This is a genomic window from Pseudomonas aphyarum (assembly GCF_028657055.1).
Lineage (GTDB): Bacteria > Pseudomonadota > Gammaproteobacteria > Pseudomonadales > Pseudomonadaceae > Aquipseudomonas > Aquipseudomonas aphyarum.
On record NZ_JAMDGS010000007.1, the window covers coordinates 328,392 to 354,344 of the forward strand.

20 protein-coding genes are annotated in these 25,953 nt (G+C 63.1%); 14 read left to right on the forward strand and 6 right to left on the reverse strand.

Translation table 11 applies throughout. From position 1 onward, the window contains the following. The first annotated feature begins 304 nt into the window (after positions 1-304). Complete coding sequence (locus tag M5G18_RS11930) at positions 305-874, forward strand: flavodoxin family protein (RefSeq protein ID WP_273899825.1); 570 nt, start codon at positions 305-307, stop codon at positions 872-874. 7 nt (positions 875-881) lie between these two features. Here the strand turns inward: M5G18_RS11930 and M5G18_RS11935 are convergent, their stop codons facing one another. Then, on the reverse strand, positions 882-1,283 hold the full coding sequence (locus M5G18_RS11935) for a helix-turn-helix domain-containing protein (protein WP_007956080.1): 402 nt from the start codon (positions 1,281-1,283) through the stop codon (positions 882-884). Positions 1,284-1,492: 209 nt separating this feature from the next. On the opposite strand from M5G18_RS11935, the gene M5G18_RS11940 reads away from it, so the two are divergent. The 6 genes from M5G18_RS11940 to ycaC all read left to right on the forward strand — a co-directional run bounded on the left by M5G18_RS11940 (position 1,493) and on the right by ycaC (position 7,967). Then, entirely contained in the window at positions 1,493-2,416 is a 924-nt protein-coding gene (locus tag M5G18_RS11940) for a LysR family transcriptional regulator (protein WP_273899823.1), read from the forward strand. Positions 2,417-2,529: 113 nt separating this feature from the next. Then, positions 2,530-4,260 (forward strand): hypothetical protein, encoded by a 1,731-nt coding sequence (locus M5G18_RS11945; protein WP_273899822.1) that lies wholly within the window; start codon positions 2,530-2,532, stop codon positions 4,258-4,260. 95 nt (positions 4,261-4,355) lie between these two features. Further along, positions 4,356-4,772: a DoxX family protein gene (locus tag M5G18_RS11950; protein WP_273899821.1), complete on the forward strand. Its 417-nt coding sequence runs from the start codon at positions 4,356-4,358 to the stop codon at positions 4,770-4,772. Then, complete coding sequence (locus M5G18_RS11955; RefSeq protein ID WP_273899820.1) at positions 4,765-5,391, forward strand: antibiotic biosynthesis monooxygenase; 627 nt, start codon at positions 4,765-4,767, stop codon at positions 5,389-5,391. Before M5G18_RS11950 ends, M5G18_RS11955 begins: the two co-directional genes overlap by 8 nt. Positions 5,392-5,435: 44 nt before the next feature. Next, positions 5,436-7,274, forward strand: a complete 1,839-nt coding sequence (locus M5G18_RS11960; protein ID WP_179695666.1) for an amidohydrolase — start codon at positions 5,436-5,438, stop codon at positions 7,272-7,274. 66 nt (positions 7,275-7,340) lie between these two features. Beyond that, positions 7,341-7,967: an isochorismate family cysteine hydrolase YcaC gene (gene ycaC / locus M5G18_RS11965; protein WP_273899819.1), complete on the forward strand. Its 627-nt coding sequence runs from the start codon at positions 7,341-7,343 to the stop codon at positions 7,965-7,967. A 281-nt stretch (positions 7,968-8,248) separates the two neighbouring features. Here the strand turns inward: ycaC and M5G18_RS11970 are convergent, their stop codons facing one another. Together M5G18_RS11970 and M5G18_RS11975 are read right to left on the reverse strand one after the other, a co-directional pair. Next, positions 8,249-9,676, reverse strand: coding sequence for a mechanosensitive ion channel family protein (locus M5G18_RS11970; RefSeq protein WP_273899817.1), 1,428 nt, complete (start codon positions 9,674-9,676; stop codon positions 8,249-8,251). A 63-nt stretch (positions 9,677-9,739) separates the two neighbouring features. After that, positions 9,740-10,756, reverse strand: a complete 1,017-nt coding sequence (locus M5G18_RS11975; RefSeq protein ID WP_273899816.1) for an alpha/beta hydrolase — start codon at positions 10,754-10,756, stop codon at positions 9,740-9,742. A gap of 162 nt (positions 10,757-10,918) precedes the next feature. Here M5G18_RS11975 and M5G18_RS11980 point away from each other — a divergent pair, with 162 nt between their 5' ends. After that, positions 10,919-11,818 carry a LysR family transcriptional regulator gene (locus M5G18_RS11980; protein ID WP_273899814.1) on the forward strand — a complete coding sequence of 300 codons (900 nt, stop codon included), beginning with the start codon at positions 10,919-10,921 and terminating at the stop codon, positions 11,816-11,818. A gap of 65 nt (positions 11,819-11,883) precedes the next feature. On the opposite strand, the gene M5G18_RS11985 is transcribed toward M5G18_RS11980, so the two are convergent. The 3 genes from M5G18_RS11985 to gspG all read right to left on the reverse strand — a co-directional run bounded on the left by M5G18_RS11985 (position 11,884) and on the right by gspG (position 14,236). Next, positions 11,884-12,528: a hypothetical protein gene (locus tag M5G18_RS11985; RefSeq protein WP_273899813.1), complete on the reverse strand. Its 645-nt coding sequence runs from the start codon at positions 12,526-12,528 to the stop codon at positions 11,884-11,886. Between the two features lie 77 nt (positions 12,529-12,605). Continuing rightward, a complete protein-coding gene (locus tag M5G18_RS11990; protein ID WP_273899812.1) occupies positions 12,606-13,793 on the reverse strand; it encodes a type II secretion system F family protein in 1,188 nt (395 codons plus the stop codon). 14 nt (positions 13,794-13,807) lie between these two features. Then, positions 13,808-14,236 carry a type II secretion system major pseudopilin GspG gene (gene gspG / locus M5G18_RS11995; protein ID WP_007956107.1) on the reverse strand — a complete coding sequence of 143 codons (429 nt, stop codon included), beginning with the start codon at positions 14,234-14,236 and terminating at the stop codon, positions 13,808-13,810. A 203-nt stretch (positions 14,237-14,439) separates the two neighbouring features. On the opposite strand from gspG, the gene M5G18_RS12000 reads away from it, so the two are divergent. The 6 genes from M5G18_RS12000 (at position 14,440) to M5G18_RS12025 (ending at position 25,944) form a co-directional block, all read left to right on the forward strand. Next, the gene (locus M5G18_RS12000; protein ID WP_273899811.1) at positions 14,440-15,051 is read left to right on the forward strand and encodes a lytic transglycosylase domain-containing protein; all 612 of its coding nucleotides are present in this window, start codon (positions 14,440-14,442) and stop codon (positions 15,049-15,051) included. A 202-nt stretch (positions 15,052-15,253) separates the two neighbouring features. Further along, the gene (gene mnxG / locus M5G18_RS12005; protein WP_273899810.1) at positions 15,254-21,100 is read left to right on the forward strand and encodes a manganese-oxidizing multicopper oxidase MnxG; all 5,847 of its coding nucleotides are present in this window, start codon (positions 15,254-15,256) and stop codon (positions 21,098-21,100) included. A gap of 74 nt (positions 21,101-21,174) precedes the next feature. Continuing rightward, positions 21,175-23,097 carry a YncE family protein gene (locus tag M5G18_RS12010; RefSeq protein ID WP_273899809.1) on the forward strand — a complete coding sequence of 641 codons (1,923 nt, stop codon included), beginning with the start codon at positions 21,175-21,177 and terminating at the stop codon, positions 23,095-23,097. Between the two features lie 13 nt (positions 23,098-23,110). Continuing rightward, positions 23,111-23,761 carry an SCO family protein gene (locus tag M5G18_RS12015; protein WP_007956112.1) on the forward strand — a complete coding sequence of 217 codons (651 nt, stop codon included), beginning with the start codon at positions 23,111-23,113 and terminating at the stop codon, positions 23,759-23,761. Then, a complete protein-coding gene (locus tag M5G18_RS12020; protein ID WP_273899807.1) occupies positions 23,758-24,384 on the forward strand; it encodes an SCO family protein in 627 nt (208 codons plus the stop codon). The genes M5G18_RS12015 and M5G18_RS12020 overlap by 4 nt, the downstream gene beginning before the upstream one ends. A 9-nt stretch (positions 24,385-24,393) precedes the next feature. Further along, complete coding sequence (locus tag M5G18_RS12025; protein WP_273899806.1) at positions 24,394-25,944, forward strand: ABC transporter substrate-binding protein; 1,551 nt, start codon at positions 24,394-24,396, stop codon at positions 25,942-25,944. The last annotated feature ends 9 nt before the right edge of the window (positions 25,945-25,953 follow it).

The following is a 25,953-nucleotide window of genomic DNA, read 5'->3' on the forward strand; positions in this document are numbered from 1 at the left end:
TTTTTATGATCCTGATCCATCGGGGTGAAGAATCCGTGACGGGCAGGGCGGGGAGCGACTCGAGGGTCACGCAAGCCGTCTAATCCGCAGTATCCGGGCATATTCCTCAGGATTTGTCGCCAGTGCAACGTGTGCGCAATGCACGCGCCCCGGCATCCAGTGCCGTCACCACTGTATTTAAAGGCCGGAACCTGTGCCGGCTCACCCGACTGCCGGGAAAAATTAACAACGATTAACTCGTCCGCGCCCGCGTCAGAGCCAAAACTGCGGGGCAATGGAATGCATACGTCCGGAGGACGCTGCGATGAGCAAGGTAGTGGTGGTCTATCACAGTGGCTACGGGCACACCCGCGTCATTGCGCAGGCAGTGGCCCAAGGTGTGGAACGCCATTTGGGCAGCACTTGCCTGCTGCTGGCGGTGGAAGACGTGGAAGCCCACTGGGATGACCTGCACCGCGCCGACGCCATCATCTTCGGCGCGCCGACCTACATGGGCAGCGCCTCGGCCGCGTTCAAGCAATTCATGGAGGCCACGGCCTCGTTCTACCTCGCCCGGCCATGGCGCGACAAACTGGCAGCGGGCTTCACCAACTCCGGCAGCCTGTGCGGCGACAAGCTCAATACCCTGCTGCAAATGGCGGTGTTCGCGGCTCAGCACTCGATGATCTGGGTCGGGCTTGATCTGCTGCCAGCCCGTGCGTGCGAAGGTGTGTTCGACGGCCAGTTGAATCGCCTCGGCAGTTCCCTCGGCGCCATGTCCCAATCCTGTGTCGAACAGCCGCCCGAACAGGTACCTCCTTTGGAAGACCAACAAACCGCCGCGCACCTGGGCGAGCGGGTGGCGCGACTGGCTAAGCGGATGGCGCGGGAATGAAACCGCCTCAGCGGTTTTTCATGACCTGACAACGCCACGCAAACGGATTGATCCCTTCGCTGCGGGTGAAGATGTGGCAGAAGTGCGCCTGATCGCAGAAACCGCATTCGAGGCTGATCTGCGTGAGGCTGTGGTTGGTGTGCTGGATCAACAGCTTCGCTCGGGCGATGCGCTGGGTGCGGATCCAGTCTTGCGGCGAGTACCCGGTGCTGCACTTGAACGCCCGGGAAAAGTGACTGCGCGAGAGTGAGCAGGCGCTGGCCAGTTCGGTGACTTCAAGGCTGTCGCCGAGGCGTTCGAGGATCAGCTGTTTCACCAACCGCTCGCGCTGCGGGCTGAGGCCGCCGGTGCTGGTCTTGCGGGGTTCGCTGGCAGGGGCGCGGGCGACGGTTTGCTGTAAGTGAGCCATGGCCAAGGTCCGTGTCGGTGGGGAACGCACGGTCAGCGCTTTCCCTCAGGTCAATAAAACAACGCTGCGCAGAGGGATTCATTGTTTGGCGAGGGGCGAAGACTGACGAGTTAAACGTTGTTAATTCCGCCACCGAAGCCGGTTTCGAATGACCGTCGATCAAGTAAAGTGCGCAGCACTTGCGCCTGGCCAATAAGGAAAACACGCCCATGAACCGAAACGATCTGCGCCGCGTCGACATGAACCTGCTGGTGATTTTCGAAGCGCTGATGTTCGAAAAGAACCTGACCCGCGTCGCCGAAAAACTGTTCATGGGCCAACCGGCGGTGAGCGCGGCGTTGGGCCGTTTGCGCGATCTGTTCGACGATCCGCTGTTGCTGCGCAACGGTCGCGGCATGGAGCCGACGGCGCGGGCGCTGGCGATTCTTCGGGAACTGCAACCGGCGATGGACGTGATTTCCGGCGCGGTCAGCCGGGCCAAGGAGTTCGATCCGGCCACCAGTTGCGACGTATTCCGCATCGGCCTGTCGGATGACGCCGAGTTCGGTCTGTTTCCACCGCTATTGCGCCAGTTGCAGGAAGAAGCGCCGGGGATCGTGGTCGTGGTGCGCCGCGCCAACTACCTGCTGATGCCGACCTTGTTGGCGTCGGGGGAAATTTCCGTCGGTGTGAGTTACACCACCGATCTGCCGGCCAACGCCAAGCGCAAGAAACTGCGCGACATTCCCTGCAAGGTTCTGCGTGGCGATAACCGTCCGGGTCCGCTGACTCTCGACGAATACTGCGAGCGGCCTCATGCGATGGTGTCGTTTTCGGGTGACTTGAGCGGCAATATCGACGTGGATCTGGCCAAGGTTGGCCGCAGTCGCCGCGTGGTTCTTGGCGTGCCGCAATTCAGCGGTTTGCGCGCGCTGCTGGCGGGCACCGAGATGATCGCTACAGTGCCGGATTACGCCGCGTGCGCGTTGGTCGAAGGCTGTGCGTTGCGAGCTGAAGATCCACCGTTTCCGATTGATGCGGCGCAACTGTCGATGGCGTGGAGCGGGGTGCACGACAACGATCCGGCGGAGAAGTGGCTGCGGTCGCGGATCAGTCAGTTCATGTCGGCGTCGCTGGATATTCCGGTGGTGTAAGCGCCGTTCGTCCGAATCAACCCGCTACCTGTTAGTTCTGACAGTGGTGCGTGCTCGCCTTCCCGTGTTTGATGGGCCAATGCCGAAACGGCCAGCTATCAAGGGAAGTGAATATGGACACGCCGATTCCTGCGCTCACCCGTGACGCTCTGCCGCCACTGGCAATTAAAGAAAGTTCGAAGGGTTTCCTGGTGCCAGCGGCCGCCCGGTACAACCTGACGGTAACAATCGACTTTTCTTGGTTGCCAGGGGACTTTATTACGATCACGGTGGCTGGAACTCCAGGTTCCGGTTCCTATACGTCGCCGCGCATACCGATCGGCGGATTTAAACGCCCTTTCACGACCCACATTGACAACATACTGGTGGCATTCAATCTCGGTCTGACTGTCATCGTCTTTTACACGCTTTACCGTGGCACCGAACCGCCAGTGGAATCACAGCCTTTGCCGCTTTACATACCGCTCATCAACCAACTTGATCTGCCCCTGCCGGTGATCAAAGAGGCAAGCGACGAAGGTGAGGGCACTCACCTGGATGTGGGCGATCGGACTGAGGTTACTTTGCGTATCCGGTCATGGCTGCTGAGCAGACGCGAACAGTTCTTCTGGCTCCAGCTCACAGGTGTGAAGGCCGACGGCAATGTCTGGGAGACCTGGTATTGGCAAGCGCCGGAGGATGTAGTCGGTACTCAATTCAGTCTCGGATATTACGAACAAAAGGTCCCTGCCGCACCGCTGCAAGGCCTGAAAAATGGCAGCGTGCTGACGTTGCGTTTTTGGGCCGGGCTGCAAAACAGTCCGGATCGATCCGATGCCCAGGCATTTGCCCATCGGAACTACATTGTCCAGACAGTTGCAACCAATACGCCCGACATATCATCGGTCACTGATGCCGAGGGTGAAGTCGCCGATGGCGCAGACACCCGCTACACCCGCGTCACCCTGAGCGGTAAAGGCTTCGGTGCAATTGATGTGTTCGATGGGCAAACCCGTCTCGCCACGGTCCAAGGCGGAACGGGTGTTTGGACATATGTAGCAGATGCACTGACCGGAGGCCTGCATTCGTTCACGGTCCGTTTGGCGGATGGCAGCGGGGGAACGTCCAGTCCGAGGCGAATCAATGTCGTTGTTCAAAACCTGGAAGTGACGATTGCCGAGGCGCCCGATAATGCCAATGTTGATCCGCTGGCGGTACTGACCAGTCTGACGGCTGTCGTGGATTACGACATGCAGCCCAACGACCGGATCCGAGTTCGCTGGACTGCTGCGCCGGGGACCCCGGCGGCGGGCTCACACACCACCAATACCCTCACGGCCGGCCCCACGCGTCCCAGGAGAATCCCTTTGCCGCTTACGCTCGTGGCGTTCAGCCTCGGCAAGCGGGTAACGGTCAGCGCCGAATATGATCGCGGCACGGCTCAGCCAGTGCCTTTGGGACCTATACACCTGAATGTGGGGATGATCCCGGCGGACCGATTCATTCCCCCCGTCTTCCTCGAGGCCAATGGTACGTCGGACCTGTTCCTGGCCAGCGTGCAGGGCGGCGCAACCTTGCGCTTTGGTGTATGGCCGCTCATCGCTAGATTGCAGGCACTCTGGCTGGATCTGGAGGGCGAAGACATTAACGGCGCCCCCCACAATCTCGCGATGTGGACGGGTAACGTCAGCGTCAACCAGAGCTGGGTCTTCAATAGCGGTTACAGCGTCATTGTCTTGTTCAGTTACTTGAAGGATCTGCGCCCCGGCAGCACGTTGACCCTGCGTTTCAGAGTCAATCTGGACACCGTCGCGAATTCGTCAACGGCTCAGGCTTTTGTCCTGCGTCAGTACACGATTCGGTAGAGCGGGCGATCAAGAGCAAAGAGAGCACACCCATCCAATTTCCCCCCGATCAATCATTGCACTATTCCCTGCAATGATTGATCAAGGGTGGGCCCATGAACGCTGTACAACGCAATGACCAGGCGCAAAACCTCGGCCTGCTGTTCCTGCGGGTGACCGGCGGGTTGTTTCTGCTGTTCGTCCACGGCTTGCCCAAGCTGCTGGACTTCACCGCGCAGCTGCAACTGATCGAAGACCCGTTCCACCTCGGTGCCCACCTCACTTTGATTCTGGCGATCTTCGCCGAAGTCCTCTGCCCGTTACTGATCGTCGCCGGGGTGCTGGCGCGTCTGGCGTGCTTGCCTATTCTCTTTGTGCTGCTGGTGGCGCTGCTGCTTGTGCATCCGCAATGGAGTGTGGCCGAAGGGCAGTTCGGCTGGTTGCTGTTGATCCTCTTCACCACTGTTCTGATCGCCGGGCCGGGACGGATGGCGCTCAATGTTCGTTTGCCCGGAGTACTCCGTTATGCCTGATGCCCAGACCCTGAAAAAACCGGGACCCGAAGAAACCGTGACGCTGATCGTCAAGCACCGGGTCAAGGCCGGTTTTGAAGCGCCCTACGAAGCGTGGCTGCGCAATATCGTCAGCGTGGCGGGGCGCGAAGAAGGGCATCTGGGGGTGGACGTGATGCGCAGCCAGCAGGGCGGGCTCGCGCTGTTCACCTGCGTGCTGCGTTATTGCTCGACCGAAGCGATGCAGCGCTGGCTCGATTCGCCGCAGCGTCAGAAGCTGATCGATGAAGCGGCGCCGATGCTCGCCGACGGCGACCAGACTGAAGTCAATGCGGCCAACGAATTCTGGTTCACGCCGACGGCCGAGGCCGGTTCACCGCCACCGCGCTGGAAGCAGGCTGTGGTGACGCTGCTGGTGATCCTGCCGCACACCTTGTTGGTGCCGCTGATCTGGGGGCCGCTGCTGCAACTCAATGCCTTTCTCTCCAACTACGTGGTCGCCACGTTCCTGATCACCCTGACCATCGTGGTGTCGGTGGTCTACGTGTTCATGCCACCCGTGACCCGTCTGTTCGCGCCCTGGCTGGAAGCCGGTCAGTCACCCAAACACCCCGAATCCAACGCCAACCCGCCGCGCTGAGCCGGCGGGTTTCGCTCCGTTTCACTTATCTCGAAGGAACTGCGATGAACGCCGATCTGATTCTGTTCAATGGCCAATTTCATACGGTAGACCGCGAAAAACCCCTCGCCAGTGCCGTGGCGATCAAGGACGGCCGCTTTGTTGTCGTCGGCAACGATACGCAAGCCATGGCCCTGCGCGGCGCCGGTACGCAAGTGGTCGACCTCAAGGGCCGCTGCGTGATTCCCGGCCTCAACGACTCGCACTTGCACCTGATCCGTGGCGGCTTGAACTACAACCTCGAACTGCGCTGGGAAGGCGTGCCGTCGCTGGCCGATGCGCTGCGCATGCTCAAGGATCAGGCCGACCGCACGCCGACCCCGCAATGGGTACGCGTGGTCGGTGGCTGGAACGAATTCCAGTTCGCCGAAAAACGCATGCCGACCCTCGAAGAAATCAACCAGGCGGCGCCGGACACCCCGGTGTTCATCCTGCACCTCTACGACCGTGCGTTGCTAAACCGCGCCGCATTGCGCGTCGCCGGCTACACCCGCGACACGCCAAACCCGCCGGGCGGCGAGATCGTGCGCGATGCCAACGGCAACCCGACCGGCATGCTGGTGGCGCGGCCGAACGCGATGATTCTGTACTCGACGCTGGCCAAGGGGCCGAAGCTGCCGCTGGAATATCAGGTCAACTCGACCCGCCAGTTCATGCGCGAACTCAATCGCCTCGGCCTGACCAGCGCCATCGATGCCGGCGGTGGTTTCCAGAACTACCCGGACGATTATCAGGTGATCGAACAACTGGCCAAAGACGACCAGTTGACCGTGCGCATCGCCTACAACCTGTTCACCCAGAAGCCGAAAGAAGAACTGACCGATTTCCAGAACTGGACCGGCAGCGTCAAGTTGCATCAGGGCGATGACTTCCTGCGCCACAACGGCGCCGGCGAGATGCTGGTGTTCTCGGCAGCCGACTTCGAAGACTTCCTCGAACCGCGCCCGGACCTGCCGCAGACCATGGAACAGGAACTGGAACCGGTGGTGCGCCACCTGGTCGAGCAGCGCTGGCCGTTCCGTCTGCATGCCACCTACAACGAATCGATCAGCCGCATGCTGGACGTGTTCGAGAAGGTCAACCGCGACATTCCGTTCAACGGTTTGCCGTGGTTTTTCGACCACGCCGAAACCATCACCCCGCAGAACATCGAGCGGGTGAAAGCGCTGGGCGGCGGCATCGCGATTCAGGATCGCATGGCGTTCCAGGGCGAATACTTCGTTGATCGCTACGGCAAGCAAGCCGCCGAAGCCACGCCACCGATCAAACGCATGCTCGCCGAAGGCGTGCCGGTCGGCGCGGGCACCGATGCCACGCGGGTGTCCAGCTACAACCCGTGGACGTCGCTGTACTGGATGGTCAGCGGTCGCACCGTTGGCGGTCTGGCGCTGTACGAAGAAGGTTTGCCACGCACCACCGCGCTGGAACTGTTCACCCACGGCAGCGCCTGGTTCTCGTCCGAGCAGGGCAAGAAGGGCCAGATCAAGGTCGGGCAATTGGCGGACCTGGCAGCGCTGAGCGCGGACTTCTTCCATGTCGAGGAAGAAGCGATCAAGTGGATCGAGTCGGTGCTGACCGTGGTCGGCGGCAAAATCGTTTATTCCGCCGGCGATTTCGAAGACCTCGGCCCGCGTTCACTGCCGGTGCTGCCGGACTGGTCGCCAGTGGTGAAAGTCCCGGGCCACTGGCGCCCGAATTCGCCCTTGCAGGCCCAGGTTCACCAGTGCAGCGGCCCGTGCGCGGTGCATACCCACAGCCATGAAAAAGCGCGGATGTCGAATGCGCCGGTCAGCGACTTCGCCGGTTTCTGGGGCGCGTTCGGTTGCTCCTGCTTCGCGTTCTGATCCCGTAAACGGCGCCGGTCTGCATGGCCGGCGCTTACCGCATCACCCATCCCCGAGGAGTTTCACATGAGCAACGTTCCTTACAGCCGCTTGAACAAAGACGATGCCGTTGTGCTGTTGGTCGACCACCAGACCGGTCTGATCTCGCTGGTACAGGATTTCTCGCCGAACGAGTTCAAGAACAACGTGCTGGCACTGGGCGACATCGCCAAGTTCTTCAACCTGCCGACCATCCTCACCACCAGCTTCGACAGCGGCCCGAACGGCCCGATCGTGCCTGAGCTGAAAGAGCAATTCCCGGACGCGCCGTTCATTGCCCGCCCTGGCCAGATCAACGCCTGGGACAACGAAGATTTCGTCAAGGCCATCAAGGCCACCGGCCGCAAGCAACTGATCATCGCCGGTGTGGTGACGGACGTGTGCGTGGCGTTCCCGACCCTGTCGGCCATCGCTGAAGGTTTTGAAGTGTTCGTGGTGACTGACGCTTCCGGCACTTTCAACACCACCGTGCAGCAGGCGGCTTGGGCGCGGATGTCGGCTGCCGGCGCGCACCTGTTGAACTGGTTTGCTGTGGCTTGCGAGCTGCAGGGTGACTGGCGCAATGACATGGAAGGGTTGGCGAATCTGCTGTCGAATCGTTTGCCTAACTATCGCAACCTGATCAACAGCTATACCAAGTTCACTGCCAAGTGATTGGCTGAACAAAATGCCCGCTGAAGAGCGGGCATTTTTTTTTGCGGTGTTGATGAGTGTGTATTTCAGTTTGAGAGCCGGCCCTCACCCCAGCCCTCTCCCGGAGGGAGAGGGAGCTGACCGAGGTGTTCTTTCGAGGTACATCGACCTGAAAAATCGAGTCGAACTCAGGACCTGAACTTCATGGAGATCGGCTCCCTTTCCCCCTCGCCCCCCTGGGGGAGAGGGCTGGGGTGAGGGGGTTGGATTTCGAAGTTAAAGAAGATTGAAAGACCGGTGAATTATCGCTTTTGAAGCCACCCCAAAAACCCACCCTTGCGAACCGGCACAGGCTTCGCCATCAACGCCAACCGACTGTTCTGCTGCCGTACCGCCTGCAATTTATTCAACGCCCGGCCCACTTCACTGCGCTGTTCCATGCACTGGCGAGTCAGGTTCTTGTCGAGGCGATAAATGATCGACGACGTCAGTGCGGTAAACGTCGCCTGCGAAGGCGTATCCGCCAGAATGCTCTGCTCACCCATGACCTCACTCGGCCCCATGCGCCCGGCCTCGGTGAAGCCGTTACCGTCCGGCACGCTGGCGCTGACCACGCCGGTGGCGATCACGAACAGGCTGTCCGGGACTTCCTCCAGATTGAGCACCACCTGCCCGGCGGTGTACTGCTGCGCGACCATCGATTCGGCGAGGCGATCGCGTTCTTCATGGCTCAGCGAGCGGAAGATTTTCACTTCATCGAGCAAGGCCCGGGCGCGGGTCGAAGGTTCGATCACGCCGTCCGGGTGCCGCGAAATGCCGGCGGCTTCGAGGTGGCGGTGGGCGAGGTCGAACAGTTGATTGCGCACGTCGCTCTTCTTGCCCAGTTCAGCGATGAAACCGCTGGCCACGTATTCCGACATTTCTTCACCGGCCTCTTTCAGCACCGCTTTCGGCGCAGGCGACAGCAACAGACTGCTGCTGCCTTGCAGCGTGCGGTCGAGGGCGTCGAGTACCCGGCGCGGGCGGATGTGGTTCGGCACCTTGATGCTGATCGACACGCCGTGCAGGTTGTTCGGGCGGCTGAGGTTGACGATCTTGGCCTTGGCGGCCACCGAGTTCGGCACCACGGCCAGGGTGCCGGTGCTGGTCAGCAGGTGCGTGGCGCGCCAGTTGATGTCGAGCACCTTGCCCTCGACGCCGTCGATGACCACCAGATCATCCACCTGATACGGCTTGGTGGTGTTGAGCACGATGCCGGAAAACACGTCGGCCAAGGTGCTTTGCAGCGCGAGACCGATGACGATCGCCACCACGCCGGAGGTCGCCAGCAAGCCTTTGACCGGCAGATCCAGCACATAACCGGCCGCCGCGACGATGGCCGCCAGAAACACCAGCGCCCCGATCACGTCCTGCAACAACCGGCCGCTGTGGCCGATGCGGCGCATCAGGATCAGGCCGATGACCTCGGTCAGCACCCGTGCGGCGTACAGCCACCAGAGAATCCCCAGCGCCGTCGCCCCGAGTTGCGCCACCGGATCATCGGCGAACAACGGCGCCTGCAAGGGGCTGACACCGGCGTTGATGACCAGTGCGTTGAAGCCCAGAAACAACACCAGTCGCACACTGACCCGTTGCGCGCGATGCTTGAACGGCACGAGATGCCAGAGCAAGGTGTCGAGCACCAGCAGCAGGGCGCTCCAGGACAGCAGGTGGGCGGAAAAAAGGCTCATGGAAAGAACTCCGGCGGGCACAAAAGAAAACGCCACACCCGAAGGTGTGGCGAGGGGTTGCACTCAGTTCAGATGGGTCTTGAGTTCTGCCGCAGCCTGGCGCACGGCGGCTTTCACTTCTGGAATCCCGTTCAGCGGGTTGAGCAGGCCGAAGTCGTGAATCATCCCGTTGTAGCGCACCGAGGTCACCGGTACACCGGCCGCGTCGAGGTGGCGGGCGTAGCCTTCGCCTTCGTCACGCAGCACGTCGAACTCGGCGGTCTGCACCAGCGCGGCGGGCAGGCCCTTGAGCTGTTCGGCGCTGGCGTTGAGCGGCGAGGCATGGATCTGCGCACGCTCGGCCGGGTTGGTGGTGTAGTTGTCCCAGAACCACTGCATCATGCCCTTGGTCAGGAAATGGCCCTCGGCAAATTGCTGGTACGAGCCGTTATCGAACCCGGCGTTGGTCACCGGCCACATCAGCAACTGAAAGCGCAGGGCCGGGGTTTTCTGTTCCTTGGCCATCAACGCCACGACCGCCGCCATGTTGCCGCCGACGCTGTTGCCTGCCACCGCCAGGCGCTTGCCGTCGACACCAATCTCCTTGCCGTGCTCGGCGACCCATTTCGTCGCGGCGTAAGCCTGATTGATCGCAGTCGGGTATTGCGCTTCCGGCGACGGCGTGTAATCGACGTACACCGCGACCGCGCCAGAACCCACTACCAGATCACGAATCAAGCGTTGGTGCGTCGGAAAGTCACCCAGCACCCAGCCGCCACCGTGGAAGAACATGAACACCGGCAGCTCACCCTTGACCTTGGCCGGACGCACCACTTTCAGGTTGATCGTCTGGCCGTCGACCTTGATTGTCTTGTCGCTGACTTCAACACCGGACAGGTCAACCTTCACCGAAGCCTGGGCGCCGGTCAGCACCGCACGGGCGTCTTTCGGGCTCAGTTGCTCAAGCGGCTTGCCACCGCCAGCGGCGAGGGCGTCGAGGAAAGCCTGAGTATTGTGTTCAACGCCAGTGCTTTCGGCGGCGAAGGCGTTGCCGATGGACAGGGCGAGGAGGGAAGCGGCGAGGGTTTTCTTGATGTTCATGTGCAAATCCTTTTTAAGTCGTTTGAGTTTTTGTATGCCTTGGGATCGGGCTGCTGTGGCGCTGGGCTTCAGGCCTCAGCAACACCGTGAGCACAGATTAATGAGGTGCCGGAAAGTGAAAAAGCGGCTATAAAGCGTTTAACTGTCAACCAGAGAGTGACAATGAACCCGTTCGAAGACATGCGTATTTTTTGCCAGGTGATGGACTCCGGCAGCTTCACGGCGGCGGCCGATCAGTTGGGCCTGTCCAAGCAGTTCGTCAGCCGTCGGTTGATGCAACTGGAGGAACGCCTCGGCGTGCGTCTGCTCAACCGCTCGACCCGGCGTCTGGACGTGACGCCGCTGGGCCAGAGCTATTACGAATCGGCGCTGCGCTTGCTTGGCGAAGTGGAATCGGTGGAGCAGGGTATCGCCGGGCAGACCGCCGAGCCGCGCGGGGCGATTCGCGTGAGTGCGCCGTTGTCGTTTGCGTTGGCGCATCTGGGCTGCTTGCTGCCGCCGTTTCTGCAGCGTTATCGCGAGGTCATGGTGGAAGTAGACCTGAGTGATCGGCCGGTGGATCTGCTGGGTGAGGGCTACGACCTGGCGCTGCGCATTGGTGTGCTGGAAGATTCGACCCTGATCGCCCGACGCATTGCGTCAATCGAACGGGTGTATTGCGCCAGCCCTGCGTATCTGGCCGAACGCGGCACGCCGGTCAAACCGGAGGATCTGCTCGGTCACGACTGCCTGCCTTACGGCCACGGGCGTTCGGTGCAGTGGCGGTTCAACGCGGGGCAGGGCAAGCCGCTGCTGGTGAATGTCACCGGGCGGATGCGCGTCAACAACGGTGAGTTGCTGCGGGATGCGGCGGTGGCGGGGATGGGGATTACCTATCTGCCGACGTTCATTGTCGGCGCGGCGCTGAAGGATGGGCGGCTGGTGCCGGTGCTGGACGAGTTTCGGCCGGAACCGCTGACGCTGTCGGCGGTGTACCCGCAGCATCGTCAGGCATCGCGGCCGGTGCAGGCGTTGATCGAGTTTTTGCGGGAGCGGCTGGATAAGGCACATGCGATTGTGTAGCCGCGGAAAAACATTGTGGGAGCTAGCAGGCTAGCTCCCACAGGGGGAATGTATTTCAGGCTGAATCAGTTGGCGCGCTTGTCATCGCCAGGCTCGCCACCGACGTGAACACCGCGATCATCACCGGGTTCGCCCGCCGCATGCAGACCTCGGTCATCACCGATTTCGCCGGCACGATGTACGCCATGGTCATCACCGATTTCACCAGCGCGGTGTACGCCATGGTCATCGCCAACCTCTCCGGACCGATGAACACCATGGTCGTCGCCGGGTTCAGAATGCGTGCCGCTGCGGCCCGATGATGCCGTGTTGCCGGAATGGCCCGAGCCGTGGTCACTGCCGCTGTGGCCACTGTTGCCACCGCCGCCACTGCCACTGTTGCCGCCACTGCCGCTGCCGCCATGACCACCGCCATTGCCACCGCTGCCACCGCCACCTCCATTACCGCCACCACCGCCTCCGCTGCCGCCACCTCCGCTGCCGCCACCTCCATTGCCGCCGCCACCACCTCCGCTACCACCCCCGCCGTTACCGCCTCCGCCACCACCGTTTCCACCGCCGCCGCTACCGCCACCGCCGCCGCCGCCGCCACTTCCCCCATCCTTGGCCTGAACACTCGACACCCCGGACAGGCTGTCCGGAATCAGTACGGTAGACGCCGACAGGACTGCGCCGATGGCCATTGCGAGCACGAGCTTTTGAATGTGCATATCGTTCTCCGTCTTTGTTGTCTTGATTGGGAACGTGGATGTGCCTTGTTTGCGTGTGATCCGACCCGTTCCCGAGGTCAGTGGATACTCGAAGCCAGTTCGAAGATCGGGATGTACATCAGGATCACGATCACCCCGATCAACAGGCCGATGAAGGTCATGAGCAGTGGTTCGAACAGACGCACGAACCACTCGATCCAGCGGCTGATTTCCTCGTCGTAGAAATCGGCGCTGCGTTCCATCATTTGTCCCAGGTTGCCGGACTGTTCGCCGGCGCGCAGCAGGCGCAGGGACACGGGCGTCACCAGACGGTTGAGCTCCAACGCGGTGGACAACGACTGCCCCTCGCGCACCCGCTCGCAGGCCTGATCCAGGCGGGCTCGCGAGGCTACCGTGAGCAGGCCGCGCACCATGCCCATGGCCGTCACCAGCGGAATCCCGCCTTGCAGCAGAATCCCCAGTGACCGGTAAAACCGCGCCAGCTCATACATGAAAATCCGCTGGTGCACGGCGGGCAGTTTCTCCACCAGCCGATCCAGCCCACGGCGAAACGCCGGTTGTTTCTGCAGCACGGCGAGGGCGATGATGATCGTCGCCAACAGGCCGAAAAACTCACCCTGATGGGCGTGAAGAAACATGCCGCTGCTCATCAGGATCTGCGACAGCCACGGCAGGTTCGAGCCCAGCCCTTCGAACACCAGGCTGAAGCGCGGCACTACGTAGCCCATCAAAAACAGCACCACGCCACCGCCGACCACCAACAACAAAAGCGGGTAGATCGAGGCGCTGACGATCTTCTGCCGCACCTCGTCCATGCGCTGGCGATAGCTCACGTAACGGCCCAGCGCATCGCCGACCGCGCCGGTCTTCTCGCTGGACTGTACCAGCGCAACGTACAAGGGCGGGAAAACCGCCGACAACTGGCCCAGTGCCTGGGAGAACGATTTGCCCTCGTACAGCAGCCGCACCAGCTCACTCAAGGTTTTGCGGGCGGCGGGGGCGGTTTCTTTTTCGGCGAGGCTTTCCAGCGCATCGATCAGCGGCAGGCCGGCGTTGAGCAGGGTGGTCAGTTCCTGGCTGAACAGCACCAGGTTGAAGGTTTCACGCTTGCTCAGGCGCAACGAACGCCAGTGCCTCTCGGCGTGCAGGCTGACCACGCGCAAGCCCTGATCCTCGGCGATGCGCCGCGCTTCGCTCTGACCCGGTGCCTCGACACTCAGCGACACCACCCCGGCCTTGCCCACTGCTTTGAGTTGAAATCGCATGCCGTGTGCTCCGCTTATTGCCAGTTGGTGACTTCGGCGTTTTCGCCTTCGCCGCCTGGCTGGCCGTCCTTGCCCATCGAGAGCAGGTCGTACTCGCTGTTTTCGCCGGGATAGCGGTAGGTGTAGTTACGCCCCCACGGATCCTGCGGCAGTTTTTTCTGCAAGTACGGGCCGGTCCATTTGGCTTCGTCGCTCGGTGCGGTCACCAGCGCCTGCAAGCCCTGTTCAGTGGACGGGTAGTGGCCGACTTCCAGCCGGTACAGATCCAGTGCCTTGCTCAGGCCTTCGATCTGCGCCTTGGCGACCTTCACTTCGGAGCGCCCCAGCTGGGCGAAATATTTGGGCGCGACGATCCCGGCCAACAGGCCGAGCACCACCAGCACCACGAGCAATTCGAGCAGGGTGAAACCGCGTTGGGCACGCGGACGAAAATGCAGCTTCATGATGACCTCCCGTGAGTGGCAGCCGTGTCGCCGAAAGGGCTTATGCAATTGCCATGCTCAGCCCCCGATAAATTCGGCTGTCGGGCTGAAGCCCTTGTATTACGGGCTTTTCAAGAGTCGGCACAGTGCTTGCGTACGGCTGATTGACGACGGGTCAGTGGGGCATTTCCCCCAATTTTTCGGGGCCTGTCAGGGGAGGCCCAATGATCCATTCATTCACTGCAGGACTGCTCGGCTGCGTGCTGTCGGTCGGTGTCGCGCAAGCCGATGTCTTCGTATCCGTGGACGCCAAGGGCAGCTATGTGCTGTCCAACGTCCACCGTCCCGGACGCACTTACGAGCGGGTGATCCGCGAAGCCGATGCGCCGTTGGTCAGCCTTGACCGGCAACCGCAATTGATCGCCAACCAGCCCTACGCCGAGCTGGTGTCAGCCGCCGCCACCGCCAATCAGCTGCCCGAAGCCTTGCTGCATGCGGTGATCAAGTCCGAATCCAATTACAACCCCGGCGCCACCTCGTCCAAGGGTGCCGGCGGGCTGATGCAGCTGATGCCCGGCACCGCGCGGGACATGGGCGTGACAGACGTCTACGACCCCAAGGCCAACATCCAGGGCGGGGCCAAATACCTCAAGCGCCTGATGACGATGTTCGACAACGACATCGCGCTGGCCGTGGCCGCTTACAACGCCGGGCCCGACGCGGTGCTCAGCCGGGGCCGGGTGATTCCGCCGTTCGCCGAAACCCAGCGTTATGTCCCGAGCGTGCTGCGTCAGTACCGGCGTTTGCAGGGGCTGGCGGTTGACGCGCCTTTGTAGGTCCGGACCCGGTTTTCCCCACTATCGGGGCAAACCGATGGCCCCGGAAAAAGTGGGGAATCGGGTGGGGAATATCCCCCGGATTCTCAAGTGGTTTGTGTAACTGGTTGAGATGGAAAGCAATTTTTTGTGGCACGCGGATTGCTCCAAGGGGTTTATCGAGAATCGTTCCCTGTGAGCACCCACTACGAGGTTTCCGATCATGGTTGGCATTCACCACGCACCGTCCCTGTTGAACTGGCTGCTGTTGCTGGCTTCGATGCTCAGCGTCGAACTGGCCAGCGCCGCCGTGCGCTGCGAGCGCAATCTGGTGGCCAATGTGGTCGCCTTCGATCAACCGCTGATGTTCAACCGCCTCGGTGCACAGAACGTAAACGGGATGATGTTCGCGCTGCGCCGCGACGTGGTCGATGACCATGACGTCTCGCTGGCCTACGGCGGCAGCGCGGTGCCGGGCAAAGTGTCGCTGCGTGCGGACAAGCGTCCACGGCCATTGGTGCTGCGGGTGGCCGCCGGTGATTGCCTGACGATCAATCTGCAGAACCTGCTCGATTACCAGGCCAACCCCAACAAGCACTTCGAAGGGCCTGAAGGCGAAGAAGAAGGCGAAGAGGGCATCGAGAACGCCGGCGGTGCGGAAGACTTCAAGGTCGACGAGCAGGTCGCCGACCGCCATGTCGGTTTCCAGGTCAACGGACTGCAAGCGGTGAACAGCATCGACGACATTTCCTCTTACACCGGGCGCAACGCCAACACCCTGGTGCCGCCGGGTGCGAGCCGTTCGTATGTGCTGTACGCCGAGCGCGAAGGGGCGTTTGCCGTCAGCAGCCGTGGTGCGACATTCGGCGGGGAGGGCGCGGCCGGCAACGTCGCCAATGGCCTGTTCGGCCAGGTCGTGGTGGTGCCGAAATCGGGACGCACCTATCGCAACACCCTCACCGAAGAAGAAATGCGTCTGGCGACCACCGGCCGCACACCGGCCGGTCACCCCATCGTCGATTACCAGGCCCGCTACCCGCAGCGTGAACCGTGGTTGCGTGAAGGCAAGGCCGGCACGCCGATCATCAGCATGGTCGACGGCAACGAAATCATCTCCAGCGAAAGCGATGCAATCGTCATGGGCAGCAACGCCGATGGCAGTTTTGCGAACAGTACCTATCCGCTGGAATCGGTGGGCAAACGCAACCCGGCGATCCCCAACCGCCTCGAGCCGTTTCGTGATTTCGCCTCGCAGTTCCAGGACGAAACCGCTGCCACCCAGGCATTCCCCGCCTACTGGGCCGACCCGGTCATGGCTCATGTGCTGGAGCCGACCCGCGACTCGTTCATGATCAACTACGGTTCCGGCGGCATGGGTGCCGAAGTGGTCGCCAATCGCCTCGGCGTGGGGCCGATGCACGATTGCCTGTCGTGCGCCTACGAAGAATTCTTCCTCAGCTCGCACACTGTCGGTGACGTGGCGATGCTGGTGGACGTGCCGGCCAACACCGGGCTTGAGAACATCGCCCCCGGCCAGACACCGAGCGCCGATCAGGTCGGCGTCAAGGCCACCATGGCCCTGTATCCGTCGGAGCCGTCGAACGTCAACCACAGCTACATCGGTGACTTCGTCAAATTCCGCAACACCCATAACGGCCACGAGCAGCACATCTTCCACCTGCACGGCCATCAGTGGCTGTTCAACCCCAACGACGACAACTCCGATTACGTCGATGCCCAAGGCATCGGCCCAGGCGCCGGCTATACCTACGAAATCGCCAACGGCGGCTCCGGCAACCGCAACCGGGTGGCTGGCGATGCGATCTATCACTGCCACTTCTACCCGCATTTCGCCCAGGGCATGTGGTCCATGTGGCGGGTGCACGATGTGTTCGAAGAAGGCACCCGGCTGGAAGTCTCGCAACAGGGTGCCGATGGTTATCACAGCGAACCTTACGCACTGCGCAGCGGTAAACCGGCCGCCGGTGCCCGCGCCCTGCCGGATGGCGAGATCATCGCCGGCACGCCGATTCCTGCCGTCGTGCCGCTGCCCGGCAAAGCCATGGCCCCGATGCCGGGCAAAGTGGTGGTGGTGCCGAAAATCGGCGAAACCCTGGTCGCCGGCCACGATGACGATGATGAGGAAGAAGAGGGCGATGACGACGGCGAACACCACGGCGGTAACGGCGGATCGCAAGCCATTGGCTCCCTGGCACTGGTCGATCGCAGCGAAGCCAACCGCAACGCCGACGGCAGCCTGAAAAACCCTGGCTATCCGTTCTGGATCGGCGGCATGGAAAGTTCGGTGGGTCAGCGTCCACCAACCCCACCGCTGGACATGCTCGACGCCGCCACCGCGCAATCGTTGAAAGCCAGCGGCAAAGCGCTGTGGGCCAACCTCGACCCGAATCAGTCCGGCGGCTGGGACGGCGGCTTGCAGCGTCATACCCTCGACGGGGTATCGGCGGGAGGCGAGGCGCACACCGTGACCACTTCGTTGGACTTCTCCAAGGAAGTCACCCGCGCCAAACCGATTTACCTGCCCGAAGAGGGCACTGAAGTGGAACAGGCCGCGATGGCGTTCCACGCGAAAAAGGATCACCCAAGCTTTGCCTTGCTGCCCGGCAACCAGATCGTGGCGAAGGCCTTCCGCACCAACGGCGCCTTGCCGATTGCCGGCGCGCCGTACTACGAACCGTGCATGGACGACCGGCAAAAACGCCTGACCAGCAGCGCCGGCACCGGTGAATTCGCCAGCGGCGACCGGCTGGACGGCATGTCCTTCGTCGGCGCCTCGACCTTTACCGCCGACCGCCCGCGCATCTACAAAGCCGCCAACATTCAGTTCGATGCGGTCTACAACAAAGTCGGTTATCACTTCCCGCAAGCCCGGATTCTGGCGCTGTGGGAAGACGCCTGGCCGGTGATCACCAAGCAGCGTCCGCCAGAGCCTCTGGTGATGCGCATGAACACCTTCGACTGCGTGCAATACCAGCAAACCAACCTGGTACCCGCCACCTACGAGATGGATGACTATCAGGTGCGCACGCCGACCGACGTGATCGGCCAGCACATTCACCTGCCGAAATGGGACCTGACGGCCGCCGACGGTTCCTCCAACGGCTGGAACTACGAGGACGGCGTGCTCTCTCCGGGTGCCGTTCAGGAACGCATTCACGCGATCCGTGAATTCAACCAGTGCGCAGGCACCGACCCGCGCGACGGCACTCAGGCGTGCCCGAAAGCCAAGGCGCATCCGTTCTTCGGCCAATTCGGGCGCAGTGACTGGATGGGCGCGCGCACGGCCATGCAACGCTGGTTCGTCGACCCGGTGGTCAACGCCAAGGGCGTGGATCGTGGGCTCGGCACCATTTTCACCCACGACCACCTCGGCCCATCGACTCACCAGCAGATCGGCCTGTATGCCACGGTGCTGGCGGAACCGGCCGGTTCCACCTGGTTCCACGCCGAAACCGGCGAGCCTCTGTACAGCGGCGCGCGCCAGGACGGCGGCCCGACTTCATGGCAGGCGGTGATCAACACCGGCGACCTCGACGGCGACGGCAAGAACGACAGCTTCCGTGAGTTCTTCCTCGAATACAGCGACTTCCAGCACGCCTATGAAGCCGGTGTGTACGTGGGCGCCGGCCCCAACGGCGTGCCGAATCCGCAAGCGTTCCCGGCCACCGCCGACAGCTTCCGCTACGCGATCAACCCGCCGGTGCGCAACAACGCCAGCACCCTGCTCGAAGGCGTGCTGGAAGTGCAGGGCGGTCAGGTGCCGGGCTGCCCGAGCCGGCCTTGCCCGCAAGCGATCTCCGTGGATGATCCGGGCATGTTCGTCGTCAACTATCGCAACGAGCCGCTGGCCCTGCGGGTCTACGACCCGAACAAGGTCGGCCCGGACGGCAAGCGCGGCATGCAGGCCGACGGCCTCGGCGGCGATCTGGCGTACGCCATGCAAAGCCGCACCGACCGCGCGATCCCGGCGATGAACCTGGCACCGAACCTGGTGACGGCCGCCACCGGCCCGACCGGCGGCACCACGCTGTTCCCGCCGCACATCAACAAGGGCGGCAGCGAGCCGGGCGATCCGTTCACCCCGATGCTGCGCACCTACACCGGCGACAACGTGCGTCTGCGGGTGCATGCCGGCGGCCACGAGGAAGAGCACAACGTCACCCTGCACGGCGTGAAATGGCTGCAGAGCGGTTCCGGTTTCGGCAACAGCTCCAACTCTGGCTGGCGCGCCTCGCAGATGATCGGCATCTCCGAACAGATGGGCTTCATCGCACCTGTGTCGATGCTGTCCAGCTCTGCGGCGACCACCGGTGACTATCTGTACTCGATGGACGCTTCGATCGAAGGCTACTGGAGCGGGATCTGGGGCGTGATGCGCAACTACACGGCCAAACGCAATGACCTGTTCGCCATCCCGAACAACCCGAGTCCGGCCGGCATGCGCAACACCGTGGCGTTCGAAGGCAGTTGCCCACGGATCAGCGCCAACCCCAACGGCATCGGCACCCGGCCGACGGTGCAGCGCAACTATGAAGTGGTGGCGGCGCTGGCCAACGACATCCTCGGCAATCCGCTGGGCCTGAGCATCGGCGATTCGGCCGGGCTCGGTCAGCATGTCGGCGGGCCGCTGAATCCGGCGGGCGGCACCCTGGTGCTGAACTCGCGCACGGTGAGCATCCCGCAAGTCACGGTGACCGATCCTGAGGACGGCGAGACCATCACCATCGGTGGCCAGAGCGGGCCGCTGCATGATCCGACGGCGATCCTGTACGTGCGCAAATCCGACCTCGATCCGGTCAGTGGCAAGCTCAAGCCCGGCATTCCGGTCGAACCGCTGGTGCTGCGCGCAGCGGCCGGGGACTGCATCAACATCACCCTGGAAAACCGTCTGCCGAGCGTGATGCCGGACCTGACCCAGACCGCAGTGATGCAAGGCATGGTCAAGCGCGACCGCAACAGCGGCCTCGGCTCGACCACCTTCAGCAACAACCTGATGCGGCCGTCCAGCCACGTGGGGCTGCACGCCCAACTGCTGGCCTACGACATCACCAAATCCGACGGCACCAACGTCGGCGCCAACCCGACCCAGACCGTGCCACCACGGGTGGGCAGCAGCGGCGCCTACCCGACCCGTACCTATCAGTACTACGCCGGGCACCTGGAGCGTGAAGGCAAACCGGTCACGCAACTGGGCCGCAGTGTCGACAACATCAACGCCACGGCCGTGGAGTTCGGTGGCCTGAACTTCACCCCGGCGGATGTGATCAAGCAGCCGCAAAAAGGCCTGGGTGGTGCGATGAGCATCCTGCCGATCGGCGCGACCTGGGTCGACGATGCGCGCAAGGTCAATGCCACGGTCACCGCACCGGGGCAGACGACCTACCGCGACTTCGCGATGGTCTGGCACAAGGCGCTGAACACCCGCTGGGCCAATGGCCGGCCGGTCGAAGGCATCGCTGCCGAGGGCTTCGGCGTGCCGACCGATCCGCAGGACAACTCGAGCATGGCCATCAACTACAAGACCGAACCGCTGTGGTATCGCTTCGGCCTCGCCCCGGATGCGCCGTTCGGTCGTGCCGATGGCGCGGGTTACGGCGACATGACCAACGCGCACATGGCCTACAGCAATGCGCTGGTGGGGGGCGATCCGCAGACGCCGGTGCTGTATGCCAAACCGGGTCAGCCGTTCCGTACGCACATCCTGATGCCGAGCGGCGGCAGCCGTGGCACTACGTTCCAGCTCGACGGACACGTCTGGTCGCTCAACCCGTTCCAGGCCGAGAAGAGCGACACCGGCGGCTATCCAATGGGTGCGCCGGGCGTGGGTTCGGTGCGCTTCGGCTACAACCCGATGTCGATGTACATCGGCGCTCACGAAAGCATCCTGCCGGCGGCGCACTTCAGCTTCATGATCCCGAGCGCCGGGGGTAGCAACGCGATACCGGGGGACTACCTGTTCCGCGATTACGCCGCCTATGGCAACACCTCGGGGCTGTGGGGATTGCTGCGGGTGACCAATGAGCCGGAGCCGTCGCCGCCTGCTCAGTAGGTGCCAATGCGCGACCTGTGGGAACCGGTGAACCCGCTCCCACAGGTGGGGAAAGGTTTGTAGGGGAGAGATGTATGAACAGGATCATCAACATCATCGGCGTCTGCCTGCTGGCGATGGCCGGCGCGCTGCTCACGCTGAGCGAGATTGCCCTGGCGCAAACCAGTGCGGAGCAGGTGCTGACCCGCGACGGTGTGTCGATCGCCTTCGATCTGAAGCCGCTGGCCAGCGACGGCCAGTTGCGTGAAGGCGAGTTCGCCGACGTGCAGTTTCGCGTCACCGACGGCGCGTCCGGCCAGCCGTTGTCCGGTGTGGCACCGGGGGCGTGGATCGATCCGCAAGCCCTTGCCGCCGACCAGGCCCAGGGCCGCGACCAGAGCTGCAAGTCGCGGGTCGGCACGTTCCTCAAATCCAACATCGGCGCGCGGCCGCTGCTCGACCTCAACAGCTATTTCCTGCTGGTGATGAACCGCGATGCCAGCGTTTCGGTGGTCGATCCATCGGTGTCGGTCGGCGGCATCACCAGCACCCTGGCGCGGATCGAACTCAAGCAATCGCCGATGGACTGGGTCACGCCCAAGGACAACAAAAAGGTCTTCGTGTCGATGCCGACCGCGGGGGAAGTGGCGGTGATCGACAGCGAGCAATTCAAGGTCATCGACTCGGTGGCCGCCGGCAGCCAACCGGTGCGGGTCGCGCTGCAACCGGACGAGCGCCTGCTGTGGGTCGGCAACAACGCGAGCAAGGCTGAAGAGTCCGGGGTCACGGTGATCGACACCCAAAGCCTCAAACCGCTGAAGTACCTGGCGACCGGTCGCGGCCACCACGAAATCACCTTCAGCAAGGACAGCCGTTTCGCCTTCGTCAGCAACCGCGACGACGGCACCCTTAGCGTTATCGACATCGCCAGCCTGAGCCTGCTGCAACAGGTCAAGACCGGTTCCAGCCCGTTGTCGGTGGCGTATTCGCCGCTGTCCGGCGCGGTGTACGTGGCCGATGGCAAGGACGGCACCGTCACCGTGATCGACAGCAACAGCCGCGCCGTACGCCGGGTGATCAAGCTGCAACAGGGCCTCGGCCCGATGGGCTTCAGCGCCGACGGCCGTTTTGGCGTGGTGCTGAACACGGTGGAAAACCGCGCCACGGTCATCGACGCAGCCAACGATTCGGCGATCCATGATCTGGAAGTCTCGGCCGAACCCTATCAAGTGGTGTTCACCCAGGCGTATGCCTATGTGCGCGGACTGGCCTCGCCGAAAGTCACCATGATCAACCTGTCTTCGCTGGGCGAAGGACGTCAGCCGATTACTCAAGGTTTCGAGGCCGGGCCGCAGCCGCCACGGTTGGCCGGGGATCTGCCGCTGGCGTCGAGCCTCGCGGTATCGCGCGATGACAACGCGGTGTTCGTGGTCAACCCGGTGGACAACACCACCTATTTCTACGCCGAAGGCATGAACGCGCCGATGTCCGGTTACCCCAACCGGGGGCAGATCGCCCGCGCCGCGCTGGTGATCGACCGCAGCCTGCGCGAGGTCTCGCCGGGGCTCTACAGCGCCCGGGTGAAACTGCCGGCGGCGGGGCGCTTCGACGTGGCGTTCCTGCTCAACCAGCCGAACATCATTCATTGCTTCACCGCTCAGGTGGCGTCCGACGGCGCGCCGGAAAAACACCTGGGCGCGGCAAAGGTCGAGTTCCTGCTGGACAAGACTGCCGTGGCCCTCAACGACCCCTACGTGGTGCGTTTTCGCATCGTCCAGGGCAAACAGAAGATCCAGCGCAGCGGCGTGACCGATGTGCAGTTGCGCTATTTCCTTGCGCCGACCTCGCGCCCCCGCGAAGTGGCCGCACGGGAAGTCGCCGACGGTGTGTACGAAGCGCCGGTGACCCTCGACCGCAGCGGCGCCTGGTATCTGCATGTGCGCGCGGCCTCGCTGGGCGCCGGTTTCGACGACAAGACATTTGCCAGTGTCCGGGTGCTGCCCGGCCAGACTCAGTGACGAGGAAAAGACCATGAACCGATTTGCATCCCGTGGCCTGCTGACCCTGTGCCTGTTGGCCGTCGGTATCCAGCAGGCCAGCGCCCACTCGGCGGACGAGCATGCCGGGCACACCGCACCGGCCGCCAACAGCCAGGAGCACGCCCAGGTCAAGTTCGCCGACGTGCCGCTGCTCGACCAGAACGGCAAGACCGTGCACCTGGAGCAGGATCTGGTGCACAACAAGATCGTGGTCATGAGTTTCATCTACACCAGTTGCACGACGGTGTGCCCGGTGGTCTCGTCGATCATGGGCAAGGTGCAGAAACAGCTCGGTGCCCGGGTCGGTGCGGAAGTGCAACTGGTGTCGATCAGCATCGACCCGCAGCGCGACGACCCGAAACGCTTGCAGGATTACGCCCGCACCTTCCAGAAAGGCCCGGGCTGGAGCTGGCTCACCGGTTCGCCGCAATCGATCACCGCCACCCTCAAGGGCCTCGGCAGTTTCAGCGGCGACTTCAAGAATCACCAGCCACTGATCCTCGTCGGTGACGGCAACAGCCGCCACTGGACGCGCTATTACGGCTTCACCGACCCGGCACTGCTGGCCAAAGAGGTCGAGAAACTCAGCGGCCTGCGCACCCACGCCAAACACACCGCGATTGCCATGGAGCAACAACCATGAGAACCCTGGACTGGATCACCCTGACGGTTTGTTTCTGGATTTTCAGCGCCATGGCCCTGGCTCACGAAGGCCACGAACAACCCGCGCCGGCAACGGCCAGCGCTGCTGCGGCGCCGGCCAAAGGCACCCACGACGCGAAAACCTGGTTCACCGACACCCCGTTGCTCGACCAGCACGGCGACGTCCAGCGTTTCTACAGCGATGCGCTGCACAACCGCGTGGTGCTGCTCAACGTGATCTTCACCAGTTGCAATGACGCCTGCCCGCTGATCACCCGCAAGCTCAAGGAAGTCCGCGAGCTGCTGGGCGACAAGGCCGATGGCATCACCTTCATATCCCTTACCAGTGATCCGCTGCGCGACACGCCGGCGGTGCTCAAGGCTTACACCTTGAAGCAGGGTGCCGATGACCCTCACTGGCTTTTCCTTACCGGCGACAAGGCGCAGATGGACCTGGTGCTGGGACGCATCGGCCAGATCGTGCCGACGCCCGAGCAGCACTCGACCCAGTTGATCGTCGGCGATGTGGCCAACAAACGCTGGAGCAAAATCCGTCCCGACGCCCCGGCCGCCGCCATTGCCCAGCGCTTGCAGCTGCTGACAATGCCCGTGGCCGGCCGCTGAGTCCGCGCCATGAACTTCGGCCGCGTCCTCGCCCTGATCCTGCTCGCTGGCGTCAGCCTCGGCGCGGCCGCGCTGCCGCTGACCGATGAAGAAAGCGCCGGCAAGCGCCTGTACCGCGAAGGCCTGTCTGCCAGCGGCGAGCCGATCATGGCGCGGGTCGGCGCGGCGGACGTGTTGCTGCCGGCCACCAGCCTGCCGTGCGCCAACTGCCACGGCGCCGATGGCCTGGGCCGGCCCGAAGGCGGGGTGCGTCCGCCGGAGCTCAACTGGTCGCGGTTGACCAGCATTCACGGCCAGCAACAGATTAATGGCCGCAACTACCCGGCCTACACCGACAGCAGTCTGGCGCGGGTGATCCAGCAGGGCCGCGACCCCGGCAACAATCGCCTCGACCCGAGCATGCCGCGCTTCCTGCTGTCGATGAAGGATCAACGCAACCTCACGGCGTACCTCAAACGCCTGGCCGATGACCGCGATCCGGGGCTCGATGACCAGACCTTGCACCTGGGCACCTTGCTGCCCAGCCAAGGGCCGCTGGCCGAGGAGGGCGCCACCATCGCGGCGGTGCTCAACGGCAGCGTTGCACGGATCAATCAGGCCGGCGGCATTCACGGTCGGCAGTTGCGCCTGACCGTGGCCGATCCCGGCCCGGATCGCGCCAGCGCCGAACAGGCCCTGCAACGGCTGATCGAGGAAGAGAAAGTCTTCGCCCTGATCGCACCGCTGGCCCCGGCGCTGGACAGCGAACTGGCGCCGCGTCTGGAACAGTCAGGCGTGCCGCTTATCGGGGCCATGTCGTTGCTCGGCCCGGTGCAGGCCAGCCCGCAGATTTTCGAACCGCTGCCGGGGCTGCGCGAGCAACTGATCGCGCTGGCCGACTACGCCACCGCCAGCCTGCGAGTGCTGCAAGGGCCGACACTGATTGCCTATCCCGATGACCCGGCGCAAGTGCTGGCGGCGCAGACCCTCGGCCGCTACTTGCAGGATCACGGCTGGCAAAAAGTCCATTTGCAGGCCTACGACCCGACGGCGGACAGCTTGCCGCTGGGCTCGCGCTCGGTGTTTTACTTGGGCAGCGGTGGTGGTTTCAGTCGGCTGGCGACCGGGTTGCAGAACGCCGGGCAGGTGCCGTACCTGTTTGCCGCATCGAGCCAGGTGGCGGGGGATCTGCTGCAAGTGCCGGAGGGTTTTTCCCGGCGGGTGTTTCTGGCGTATCCGTTCGTGCCCAGCGACTGGACCCAGGCCGGGCGCATGGCACTGACGCTGTTGCGCGAGCATCAAGGCCTCGGCGCCCAGCACGCGGTGCTGCAAGTCGGCGCCTACGCCTCGATGCTGTTGTTCAGCGAAGGCATGAAGCAGGCCGGCCGCGACGCCAGCCGCGAAAAACTGGTGGCGGCGCTCGAAGGCCTGCACGACTTCGACACCGGCCTGACCCCGCGCCTGAGCTTCGGCCCCGGCCGACGATTAGGCCTGAGCGGGGCGCACGTGGTCACCGTTGACTTGCCTGACCAGCGTTTTTATCTGGTCGCTCCCTACAAACCGATTATTGCCACGCCCTGACCGGAGGCC